10 protein-coding genes are annotated in these 11,835 nt (G+C 68.5%); all 10 read right to left on the reverse strand.

From position 1 onward, the window contains the following. Positions 1-53 precede the first annotated feature (53 nt). Positions 54-3,260, reverse strand: a complete 3,207-nt coding sequence (locus tag RTX79_RS07180) for an efflux RND transporter permease subunit (protein WP_428695969.1) — start codon at positions 3,258-3,260, stop codon at positions 54-56. Continuing rightward, on the reverse strand, positions 3,250-4,221 hold the full coding sequence (locus RTX79_RS07185) for an efflux RND transporter periplasmic adaptor subunit (RefSeq protein ID WP_312682959.1): 972 nt from the start codon (positions 4,219-4,221) through the stop codon (positions 3,250-3,252). The genes RTX79_RS07180 and RTX79_RS07185 overlap by 11 nt, the downstream gene beginning before the upstream one ends. Further along, a complete protein-coding gene (locus RTX79_RS07190; protein WP_312682960.1) occupies positions 4,218-5,507 on the reverse strand; it encodes a TolC family protein in 1,290 nt (429 codons plus the stop codon). The genes RTX79_RS07185 and RTX79_RS07190 overlap by 4 nt, the downstream gene beginning before the upstream one ends. A 59-nt stretch (positions 5,508-5,566) precedes the next feature. Further along, positions 5,567-5,944, reverse strand: coding sequence for a hypothetical protein (locus RTX79_RS07195; RefSeq protein WP_312682961.1), 378 nt, complete (start codon positions 5,942-5,944; stop codon positions 5,567-5,569). A 97-nt stretch (positions 5,945-6,041) separates the two neighbouring features. Beyond that, the gene (locus RTX79_RS07200) at positions 6,042-7,817 is read right to left on the reverse strand and encodes a DUF885 domain-containing protein (protein ID WP_428695970.1); all 1,776 of its coding nucleotides are present in this window, start codon (positions 7,815-7,817) and stop codon (positions 6,042-6,044) included. 84 nt (positions 7,818-7,901) lie between these two features. Continuing rightward, a complete protein-coding gene (locus RTX79_RS07205) occupies positions 7,902-8,243 on the reverse strand; it encodes a lipid-A-disaccharide synthase N-terminal domain-containing protein (protein ID WP_312682962.1) in 342 nt (113 codons plus the stop codon). Continuing rightward, complete coding sequence (locus RTX79_RS07210; RefSeq protein WP_312682964.1) at positions 8,243-8,965, reverse strand: glycosyltransferase family 2 protein; 723 nt, start codon at positions 8,963-8,965, stop codon at positions 8,243-8,245. The genes RTX79_RS07205 and RTX79_RS07210 overlap by 1 nt, the downstream gene beginning before the upstream one ends. 91 nt (positions 8,966-9,056) lie before the next feature. Next, positions 9,057-10,022: an NAD-dependent epimerase/dehydratase family protein gene (locus RTX79_RS07215; RefSeq protein ID WP_312682965.1), complete on the reverse strand. Its 966-nt coding sequence runs from the start codon at positions 10,020-10,022 to the stop codon at positions 9,057-9,059. 8 nt (positions 10,023-10,030) lie between these two features. Further along, positions 10,031-10,957 carry a ParB/RepB/Spo0J family partition protein gene (locus RTX79_RS07220; RefSeq protein WP_425602090.1) on the reverse strand — a complete coding sequence of 309 codons (927 nt, stop codon included), beginning with the start codon at positions 10,955-10,957 and terminating at the stop codon, positions 10,031-10,033. Then, a complete protein-coding gene (locus tag RTX79_RS07225; protein ID WP_309682301.1) occupies positions 10,954-11,751 on the reverse strand; it encodes a ParA family protein in 798 nt (265 codons plus the stop codon). The genes RTX79_RS07220 and RTX79_RS07225 overlap by 4 nt, the downstream gene beginning before the upstream one ends. Between the last annotated feature and the right edge of the window lie 84 nt (positions 11,752-11,835).

Here is an 11,835-nt window from a genome sequence, read left to right on the forward strand (position 1 = left end):
GTCACTACCGTGTGGGGGATGACGGCCAGCGGCCGTCACTCCCCTTGCGGTGGTCAGTGTTCGCGGCGGTGCAGCCAGCGGTACAGCACCGGCAGCAGCAGCAGGGTCAGCAGCGTGGAAGACACGATGCCGCCGATCACCACCGTTGCCAGCGGCCGCTGTACTTCCGAACCCGCACCGACATTGAAGGCCATCGGCACGAAGCCCAGCGATGCGACCAAGGCCGTCATCAGCACCGGTCGCAGGCGGCCCAGCGCTCCTTCGCGCACCGCGTCGGGCAGCGCCAGTCCCTGCCCGCGCAGCTGGCGGATGAAGCTGATCATCACCAGCCCGTTGAGCACGGCGACGCCGGACAAGGCGATGAAGCCGACCCCGGCGGAGATCGACAGCGGCATGCCGCGCAGTGCCAGCGCCAGCACGCCGCCGGTCAACGCCAGCGGCACCCCGCTGAACACCACCAACGCATCGCGACCGGAACCAAAGGCCCAGAACAGCAGCGCGAAGATCAGCACCAGGGTGACCGGCACCACCACCGCCAGGCGCTGGCTGGCCGAAATCAGCTGTTCGAAGCTGCCGCCATAGTCGATCCAGTACCCATCGGGAACCACTACCTGCGTACCCACGGCGGACTGCAGTTCGGCCACGAAACCGCCAAGATCACGGTCACGCACGTTGGCGGTGACCACGATGCGTCGCTTGCCGTTTTCGCGGTTGACCTGGTTCGGCCCTTCGCTGGTTTCAATCCGCGCCAGTTCACGCAGCGGTACCGTGCGCGGTCCGCCACTGGCGGCGCTACCGCCGCGGCTCAGCTCGTCGGCGTTGCCGTTGGCCAGCGCAGGCTCCAGTGACACCGGCAGGTCCGCCAGCGCCGCCGGATCCTGGCGCAGGGCTTCGGGCAGGCGCACCACGATGTCGAAACGGCGGTCGCCTTCGAACAGTTGTCCGGCCACGGTGCCGCCCACTGCCGTGGCCACGGTGGATTGCACCTGGCCCGGATTGAGCCCGTAGCCGGCCAATGCCTGGCGGTCCGGGCGCACGGTCAGCAGCGGCAGTCCACTGGTTTCCTCCAGCCGCACGTCGGCGGCGCCGGGCACGCCGGAAACCACCTGCTGCACGCGCCGGCCCACCTGCGCCAGCATGTCCAGGTCATCGCCATACACCACCACGGCCACGTCCGCGCGCACGCCGGAAATCAGCTCGTTCATGCGCATCTGGATCGGCTGGGTGAACTCATAGTTGTTGCCGGGCAGCTGTTCCACCGCCGCTTCCAGTTCACCCAGCAGCACGTCGCGGCGCTTGCGCGGATCGGGCCAGTCGCGGCGGTCCTTCATCATCACGAAGGTATCGGCGACCGACGGCGGCATCGGGTCCGACGCCACTTCCGGCGTGCCGATCTTGGAGAACACCTTGGCCACTTCGGGCACCTGCAGCAGGCGCGTTTCAATCTGCACCTGCATCCGTACCGACTGGCCCAGGCTGGTGCCGGGGATGCGCATGGCATGCATCGCCACGTCCCCCTCGTCCAGGCTGGGAACGAACTCACTGCCGAGGCGGCTGGCCAGCACGCCGCAGCCCACCACCAGCACCAGCGCGGCGGCCACCGCCCAGCGCCCACGCTGCAGCACGACGCCCAGCAGCGGCTGGTAGCGCCGGCGCAGCCACGCCATCACCCGGTTTTCCTTTTCCTGCACGCGCCCACCGAGGAACAGCGCGATGGCGGCCGGCACGAAGGTCAGGCACAGCAGCATCGCGCCACTCAGCGCCAGCACCACGGTGATCGCCATCGGGTGGAACATCTTTCCTTCCACGCCGGTCAACGCGAAGATCGGCAGGTAGACCGCGGTGATGATGCCGAGGCCGAACAGGCTCGGGCGGATCACTTCAGCGGTCGCGCTGGCCGTTTCGGCAAAGCGCTCGGCGGCGCTCATGTCGCGTCCCAGCGCATGCTGGCGCTCACCGAAGCGGCGCAGGCAGTTTTCGATGATGATCACCGCGCCATCGACGATCAGGCCGAAGTCCAGCGCACCCAGGCTCATCAGGTTGGCCGATACCCCGCCACGGGCCATGCCGGTCAGGGTGAACAGCATCGCCAATGGGATCACCGCCGCGGTGATCAGCGCCGCGCGCACGTTGCCGAGCAGCAGGAACAGCACCACCACCACCAGCAGCGCGCCTTCCAGCAGGTTCCTGGCGACGGTGGTGATGGTGCGGTCCACCAGCGCGGTGCGGTCGTAACTGGCGGTGGCGGTGACCCCTTCGGGCAGGCTGCGCTGTGCCTGCGCCAGTTTCGCGGCGGCGGCCTGGGCCACCTCGCGGCTGTTCGCACCGACCAGCATCACCACCGTGCCCATCACCACTTCGTGGCCGTCCTGGGTGGCCGCGCCACTGCGCAGCTCCGCGCCTTCGGCGACCTCGGCCACGTCATGCACATGGATCGGCACGCCTTCGCGGCGGTCCAGCACGATGTTGCCGATCTCTTCCAGGTTGGCCACCTGGCCGGGGATCCGCACCAGGAACTGCTGTCCGTTGCGCTCGATGTAGCCGGCGCCCACGTTCTGGTTGTTGGCTTCCACCGCAGCGGCCACCTCTTCCAGGGTGAAGCCGAGTGCGCGCAGACGTGCCGGGTCCGGAGTGATGTGGACCTGGCGCTGGAAGCCGCCGATGGTGTTGACCTCGGTAACCCCGGGCACGGTGCGCAGCTGCGGCCGGATCACCCAGTCCTGCAGGGTGCGCAGGTCAGTGGCGGTGTACGCGGTGCCATCGGGCTTGCGCGCGCCGGGCGCGGCGTCGACGGTGTACATGAAGATTTCGCCGAGCCCGGTGGCGATCGGCCCGAGCTGCGGATCCAGTCCGGCGGGCAGCTGCGAGCGGACCTGCTGCAGGCGTTCGGCCACCTGCTGGCGGGCGAAGTACAGGTCGGTGCCGTCGTCGAACACCACGGTTACCTGGGACAGCCCATAGCGCGACAGCGAACGCACCTGCTCCAGCGCCGGCAGCCCGGCCATCGCGGTTTCCACCGCATAGGTGATGCGCTGTTCGCTCTCCAGCGGCGAATAGCCGGGCGCTGCGGTATTGATCTGCACCTGCACGTTGGTGATGTCCGGCGTGGCATCGATGGGCAGCCGGCCAAAGCTCCAGATGCCCACCAGCACCAGCACCGCGGTCAGCGCCATCATCAGCCAGCGATGGGTGATGGCCCCGCCGATCATGCGTTCCAGCAGGCCCGGACGGGCGCGATCGTCGCGCGGCTCAGTGCTCATGCGCTGCCCCCGCCTTGCCGATGTCGGCCTTCACCGTGTAGCTCTGCTCCACCACCACCTGTTCCCCGGCCTGCAGGCCCGCGGTGACCGCGACCTGGCGCGCATCGCGTGCGCCCAACTGGACCACGCGTGCCTGGTAGGTGTCGCCTTCGCGGACGAACACCACGTCCTTGCCTTCCAGTGACTGCAGTGCGGTCAGCGGTACCGCGAGCGGCGCCGGTGTGCTGGCCACCACGATGCGCGCGCGCACCGCGGCACCCGGCCGCCACAGGCCATCAGCGTTGTCGATGGTGGCCCGGGCCACCGTGCTCTGGCTGGCCGTGGCGGTACCGGGCAGCACGCGTTCGAGGGTCGCGGTCTGCGTGATGCCGTCGGTCATGCGGGTGATGGTGACCGGCACGCCGGCAGTGATGTGCTGGGTGTCAGCGCCGAAGATGTGCAGGTCGACCCACAGCTGGGACAGGTCGCCGATGTCGAACAGCACCTGGCCTTCGGCTGCCACCGCACCCAGCTGCACCTGCCGCGACAGCACCACGCCGGAGATCGGCGCGGCGATGCTGTAGGTGGTCAGGCTGAGGTTGCTTTCAATGCTGGCCAAGGGCTGGCCCGCACGCACGCGGTCACCGACATTGGCGCGCAGCGCGCGCACCGGTCCGGGAAAACGCGCGGTGACCTGCGCGCTGCGCCCATCGACCGGCGCCAGCAGGCCCTGTACTTCGTGCTCATCGGCGATGGTGCCGGGGCCCACCGCGGCGCTGACGATGCCGGCAGCGCGTGCCTGCGTGTCGGTGATCCGGGTGCTTTCCGCAGCCGCTTCGTCCTCGTGCGCTTCGCCTTCGGCGTGCGCGTGGGTGTCTTCGGCGGAGGCGGGGCCAGCCGGCTTGCCGCTGCAGCCTGCCAGCAGGGCGCACGGCAGCAGGATCGCGAGCATGCGGCGCATGGCCACGGCGGTGCGGGTCATGGTGCGGTTCCTTCGGTTGCGGTGGCGGTGGCGGTGGCGGTGGCGACCAGCGGTTGACCGGTCAGCCGCTGGAGTTCAATCAGGGCGAGCTGCGCGGAAAGCGCGGCATCCAGCTGTCGCTGCCGGGCCTCGATCCGCATCGCCTGCAGCTGGGCCCATTCCAGGTAACTGATGGCACCGGCACGCCACGCGGTTTCGGCGGCCTTTTCGGCACGACGCAGCTGCGGCAGCACGTCGCGGTCCATGCGGGTGACCTCCAGCCGTGCCGTGCTGTAACGCCCGTGTGCTTCGGCCAGGGTGGCATGCAGCTGCAGCGCGCGGCCCTGCCGCTCCACGCCGCTCATTTCCAGTTCGCTGCGTGCGGCACGGAGCTCCGGATCCGCGCGCCGGGCGTTGCCCAACGGCACGCTGAAGCTGCCCACCAGCGACGAATCGCGACTGGCGCGGTCGTTGCGCACGCCGAACTGCCAGGACACATCGCCGCGCTGCTGGCTGCTGGCCAGCTGCAGCTGGGCCTGGCGCACGCGCTGTTCGCCAGCGATCAGCGCCAGCTCCGGTGTCCGTTCGAGCAGGTCGGCCAGCTGGCTGAAGTCCTGCAGGGCAGGCAGCTGCAGCGGATCCCCAGTGGCCACGTCGAAGTCGACCTCGCGTGCATTCCACAGCGCAGCCAGCGACAGCCGCGCCGCGCTGCCCTCCTGCAGGGCACGGTCCCTGTCCAGCTCGGCCTGGGCAAGGGCCGCCTGCGCGGTGATCAGCGTGGACGCCGGCGAGGCGCCGGCGGTGAGCCGCAGCTGCGCCGCCTGCACCGCGCGGCGACGCTGTTCGATGTCATCCAGTGCGATGCGCTGGCGAGCGGCAGCGAGGGTGATTGCCAGGTAGCGACGCGCTACCTCGGCCATCATGTCCAGGCGGATGATCTCGCGCTGCGGCGCCAGCGCATCAAGGTTGGCCTGGGCCACGGCGCGGCGCGCATCCAGCTTGCCGCCCCGTTCCAGTACACCGGCCAGCGACACGGTGGTCTCCAGCGCGTCGACGCCGCGGCTGTCGCCACTGCCGAGTGCGTTTTCAAGGTCCACGCCGAACACCAGCGGCGGTGCCAGGCTGGCGGCGTCGAAGCGGGCGCGGGCGGCCTGCTGCTGCAACGGCAGCAGGCGCAGGTCGGGATGGGTGCGTGCAACACGGTCGACCGCCGCATCGAGCGTCAACGGGGCAGCGGGCAACGTCACCTGCGCGTTGGCGCATGGCGACAGCACCAGGACCGCAAGCGCGGCCAGGCGTTTGAACATGGGGTTTCTCCAGCAATCTCAGGACAGGATCGGTTGCTCCGCCAGCGGCGGATCGCGGATCAGGCCTGGATCGGGGGACGCAGCGGGCTGTCCTGCGGGGCGGGACGCCAGCTGGCATCCAGTGGGCCGTGGGTCACCCGGGCCGGCGCGGCAATCAGTTCCCAGCCTGCATGGGCGAAGGGCAGCACGCCGCCCTGGCCATGGCAATGACCGCAGTGCACCAGCGCATGCAGCAGGCGCGCGCTGGTGTCGTCGTCGTCATGGCCGGTTTCGGCTTCTGCGTCCCCATGGGGCAGCGCGGGATGATCGGCATGCGACAGTTCGTGCAGGTCACCCAGCGCCGACGCCAACGCGCCCCCGGCCGTGCCAAGCGCCACCACCACCAGCATCAGCAGGCGGAGCAGGAACAGCGGGCGGCGGCGCAGCGAGCGGATCATCACCGGCAGGGTAGCGAGCGCAGCGCGCGTTACACAATCGCAGTGCGGCGCGGCGGCCCCCCGTGCCTGCCCGATGCAGGATCCGGACTTCCTGGAATCAGCTTTTACGGCGTTCGGCGATGAATGCCTGGATCTGCTTTTCCAGCACCGGCAAGGGCACCGAGCCCTGCTGCAGCACGGCGTCGTGGAAGGCCTTGATGTCGAACTGGTCACCCAGTTCCTTTTCCGCCTGCGCGCGCAGCCGCACGATCGCGATCTCGCCGAGCTTGTAGCTCAGCGCCTGGCCCGGCCAGGAGATGTAGCGGTCCACTTCGGTGGTCACTTCGTGTTCGCTCAGCGCGGTGTGGTCGCGCAGGTAGGCCAGCGCCTGGTCGCGGCTCCAGCCCTTGCTGTGCACGCCGGTATCGATCACCAGCCGCGCCGCACGCCACATTTCGTAGGTCAGCCGGCCAAAGTCTTCGTAGGGGGTTTCGTAGATGCCCATCTCCACGCCCAGCTTTTCGCAGTAAAGGCCCCAGCCTTCGCCGTAGGCGGAGATGTAACTGTTGCGACGGAACTCCGGCAGTTCGCCCTGTTCGGCCGCCAGCGCACCCTGCAGCGCATGGCCCGGATCGGACTCGTGCAGGGTCAGTGCCGGCAGGTTGTACAGCGGGCGCGCCGGCAGGTTGTAGGTGTTGAGCCAGTAGGTGCCCATGCCGCCGCGGCCGGCGGTCCAGAACGGGGCGATGTCCGGTGGCACCGGCACGATGGTGAAGCGCGCGCGCGGCAGCGTCATGTACCTGCCGATCACCCCGTCCACGCGCTTGGAGATCCATGCCGCGCGATGCAGCAGCTCGTCGGGGGTCTTGGCATAGAACTGCGGATCGGTACGCAGGAAGGTCAGGAACTCGCCGAAGCTGCCCTTGAAGCCCACCTGCTTGATGATGGCGTTCATCTCCGACTGGATGCGTGCCACCTCGGCCAGGCCGATCGCGTGGATCTCATCGGGGCTCAGGTCCAGCGTGGTGTATTCGTGGATCTGCTGCCTGTAGAACGCCTTGCCGTCGGGCATGGCCTCGGCGGCCAGCGTGGTGCGTGCCTTGGGCACGTACTCCTGCAGGAAGAAGCTGCGCAGCTGCTGGAAGGCCGGGATGACCTTGCCGGCGATCGCTTCGCGGGCCTGCGCCTGCAGCTGCGCCTGCTCGGCGGCGGGAATGCTGGAAGGCAGCTTCTTGAACGGTGCGTACAGCGGCGACTGGGTCGGATCGGTGAGGTCGGCGACGTTGGAGATCGCTACTTCGCGGCCGTCCAGCACCGCGCGCGGCACGCTGAAGCCACGGGCCAGGCCGGCCCGCATGTTGTCGGTCTGCTGGGTGAAATAGCGCGGCACGTCGTTGAGGCGCGCGATGTAGTTGCGATGGTCCTGCGCGGTCTTCATCTCGCGACGGGCCATGAAGGAGAGGTTGGACCAGAACGAGGAATCCGAGTTGAACGGCATCTCGTAGCTGCGCAGGCGCACTTCCTCGGCCAGGTTGAACACCTGGTCGCGGTAGATCGCCAGGTTGACCTGGTTGACCGCCGACAGGGCCTTGGCATCCACTCCATCCAGCTGCTTCAGCACGCCGTCCCAGACCGCAAGCCGTGCCTGTTGTGCGGCCGGGCCGACATCGGGCATGCGCGCGGCGCTTTCCGGGGCGTCACCGTCCTCGCTGGCTTCGCCTCCACCGGCCTGGCGCCACGCCCATTCCTTTTCGTAGATCGCGCGGAAGGCAGCATCGGCTGCGCTTTCATTGGCAACGCTGGCCGGCGCCGCCGTGGCGACCGGCGGGGCCGCATGGACAAGCGCGGGAGCAGACAGGGCAAGCAGCAGGGCAACGGCAAGGCGGGTTTTCACGAGCGACAGATTCCCGGGGAGGCAGGCCTTCGATGATGGCACCGATGCGGCCCTGCTACATGGGTCGAACGTCCTGCCCGCTGCCTAGTGAACGGCCTTGTCGCGCTTCCAGCCGCGGTGGGCGATATCCAGCTTCAGGCTGTACAGCGCGGTGAAGGCCGGAAACAGGTTCTGCAGCACGCCGACCGAATCCTGTTTCGCCGAAAACAGGAAGTAGCTCAGCGTCATCAGGCTGCCGACCACGCTCATGTACCAGAACAGCCGCGGGATCACCGGCTTGCCGGCGCGCCGCGAGGCGACGAACTGCACCAGCCAGCGGCCGCCGAACATCAGCGCGCCGGTGTAGCCGATCAACTTCCAGCCGGTGACGTGCAGCCCGGTCCAGTACAACCAGGTCAGCGGCTGGTCGAGCAGGGACTGCTCCATCAGCGCTCTTCCACGGCGGTACGGCGGCTGCGCGTGATCAGCCACGCCACCCCGCGCAGATCGCGCAGTCCGACCAGCCCGCGCTGCAGGTTGTTGTACTTGGATACCCCCGCGGTGCGCGGGCGGTGGTTGACCGGCACGCTCTGCGTGCTCCAGCCGGCACGCTGCATCAGTGCCGGCAGGTAACGGTGCATATGGTCGAAGTAAGGCAGGTCCAGGAACGCCTCGCGTTCGAACAGCTTGATGCCACAGCCGGTATCGGGGGTGGCGTCCTGCAGCACGCGCGCGCGGATCGCATTGGCCCAACGGCTGGCCCAGCGTTTGCTGCCGCTGTCCTTGCGGTTGACCCGCCAGCCGGCGAACAGCTTGACCCGGGCATCGGCGGCCGCGCGGGCCTGGAGCAGTTTCGGAATGTCGGCAGGATCATTCTGGCCATCGCCGTCCAGCGTGGCGATCCAGGTACCGCGCGCCTGCTTGACCCCGGTGCGGACCGCCGTGCTCTGGCCGCTCTGGCTGACATGGTGCAGCACGCGCAGCTCCGGCGTGGTGGCCTTCAGGCCCTGCAGTACGGCCAGGGTGTCGTCGCGGGAGTGGTCGTCGACGTAGACGATCTCGAAGGCGGTGCGTCCGCGCAGTGCCGCGGTGATTTCCGCCACCAGCGCGGCGACGTTGTCTCGCTCGTTGAACACCGGGACGACGACGGAAAGCTCAGGATGACTCATCGGGAACTCGGCGAAGGGAGGGACAAACAGCGCGCATTCTCCGCAGCCGAGGTTATCCGAAGATGAACCCGGTTGCCCAGATGCGCCGCTTTCAGGCGCGCTCGCCGTAATACGCCCGGCACCATGCCACCACCGGCGGCAGGCCCTGTTCGATCGGCAGCGACGGCGAGTAGCCGAAAGCGTCATGGGCGCGACGGGTATCGGCCATCGTGCGCACCATGTCGCCGGCCTGCATCGGCTTGTAGACCTTGCAGGCAGCCCGCCCGGCGGCGCGCTCGATGACGTCGATGAACCGCTCCAGCTCCACCGGGGTATGGTTGCCCAGGTTGAACACATGGTGCGGCACCGGTTCGGTACTGGGATGGGAGAGCGCGCCAAGGATGCCGGCCACGATGTCGGAAACATGTGTGAAATCCCGCTGCATCCGCCCTTCGTTGAACACCTCGATCGGGCGCCCGGCCAGCACCGCACGCGCGAACAGCAGCGGCGCCATGTCCGGTCGCCCCCAGGGGCCGTACACGGTGAAGAAGCGCAGACCGGTCGCCCGCAGGCCGTACAGCTGGGCGTAGCTGTAGGCCATCAGTTCGTTGGCGGCCTTGGTGGCGGCATACAGCGAGCGCGGCTGATCCACGCGCTGGTCTTCGGAAAACGGCGGGATCGCCGAATCGCCATACACCGAACTGCTGCTGGCGTAGACCAGGTGCTGCACGCCATGACGGCGGCAGGCCTCCAGCATGTTGACGAAGCCGCTGAGGTTGCTGTCGACGTAGGCCTGCGGATTTTCCAGCGAATAACGCACGCCGGCCTGCGCCGCCAGGTGGATCACCGCGCGCGGCTGCACCTGGTCGAACAGCGCGGCCAGGCCGTCGCGGTCGGTCAGCTCCAGCGTGCGCAGATCCAGCTGTGGGCATAGCGCGGCCACGCGGTCACGCTTGAGCTGCGGATCGTAATAGGTGTTGAAGTTGTCCAGGCCGACCACCGCCTGGCCGGCCTGCAGCAGCGCCTGCGCCGCGTAGGCCCCGATGAATCCCGCAGCACCGGTGAGCAGGATCGTCATGCCGTGGCTCAGCCGCGCTGGGCCCGCAGCCTTTCCAGCACGCCATCGAGCGTGTCCAGATCGGTGTAGTGGATGACCAGCTTGCCCTTGCCGCCGCGGCCGTGGTTGATCGCCACCTTGGCACCAAGCGATTCGCTCAGCTCGGTTTCCAGCGAGGCGATATCGGCCTGCGGCGCGGTGCGCGGCGCCGGCTGCGGGCGGTTGCCCGGTACCTTGCCGGCGGCGAATGCCTGCGCGCGGCGCTCCACTTCGCGTACCGACCAGCCTTCGTCGGCCGCTTCCTGGGCCAGCTTGCCGGCCAGTTCCGGGGCCAGCGTCAGCAGCGCGCGGGCGTGGCCCATTTCCAGCCGGCGTGATTCCAGCAGCACGCGGATCGCGATCGGCAGTTCCAGCAGGCGCAGCAGGTTGGACACCGACGCACGCGAACGGCCGACCGCTTCGGCCGCTTCGGCATGGGTCAGGGTGAACTCACTGATCAGCCGGTGCAGCGCTTCGGCCTCTTCCAACGGGTTGAGGTCTTCGCGCTGGATGTTCTCGATCAGCGCCATCGCGATGACGGTGCGGTCTTCCAGTTCGCGCACCACCACCGGTACTTCGTCCAGCCCGGCCAGCTGCGATGCACGCCAGCGGCGTTCACCGGCGACGATTTCGTAATTGCCGCCCGGCAGCTGGCGCGCCAGGATCGGCTGGATCACGCCCTGCGAACGGATGGAATCGGCCAGCTCGGCGAGCTTGGCCTGGTCCATCTCGCGCCGCGGCTGGTACTTGCCCGGCTGCAGCTGGCCGATCGGCAGCCGGCGCAGCACTTCACCGGGCAGCGGCTCGATCACCGCAGTGGCCTGCACCTGGCTCACCGAAGCCTTCGGTCCCAGCAGGGCGTCCAGGCCGCGGCCGAGGCCACGCTTCTTCCCTGCGGCGGGCTTGGTGGTCATCAGGCAGTCTCCACGGCCTTGGCGGCCTTGTTGCGATCGTTGTTGCGACGGATGATCTCGCCGGCCAGGCCGAGGTAGGCCACGCCGCCGCGCGATGCACGGTCGTAGCCGACGATGCTCTGGCCATGGCTGGGCGCTTCGGCCAGGCGCACGTTGCGCGGCACGATGGTGCGGAACACCAGGTCACCGAAGTGTTCGGTGAGCTCGCCGGACACCGCGTTGGCCAGGTTGTTGCGCACGTCGAACATGGTGCGCAGCACGCCTTCGATTTCCAGTGCCGGATTGAGGTTGCCGCGCAGCGCTTCGATGGTTTCCACCAGCGCGCTCAGGCCCTCCAGCGCGTAGTACTCGCACTGCATCGGCACCAGCACCGAATCGGCGGCGGCCAGGGCGTTCAGGGTCAGCAGCGAAAGCGCCGGCGGGCAGTCGATCAGGATGTAATCGTACTCATCGCGGATCGGTGCCAGCGCGCGCTTTAGGCGCTGTTCGCGCTCGCCCTGCCCCATCAGCTGGATCTCGGCGGCGGTCAGGTCGATGTTGCCTGGCAGCAGGTCGTAGCCTTCGGCCGACTTCACCCGCACTTCCGCCGCGGTGCTTTCGCCCAGCAGCAGGTCGTAGGTGGACGAGACCAGCTCGCGTTTTTCCACGCCGCTGCCCATCGTCGCGTTGCCCTGCGAATCCAGGTCCACCAGCAGGACGCGCTTGGGGGCGTGGGCCAGGGCGGCGGACAGGTTGACGGCGGTCGTGGTCTTGCCGACGCCACCCTTCTGGTTGGCGATGGCGATGATGCGGGCCATGCGGGTGAGCCTCGTCGACGGTTGCTGGGGCTGGTCATTATGCGTACAACCGGCCCCGGGCGGAAATCGGGATGTGCCGGGACC

This window comes from Stenotrophomonas chelatiphaga, assembly GCF_032054965.1.
Taxonomy (GTDB): Bacteria; Pseudomonadota; Gammaproteobacteria; order Xanthomonadales; family Xanthomonadaceae; genus Stenotrophomonas; species Stenotrophomonas chelatiphaga.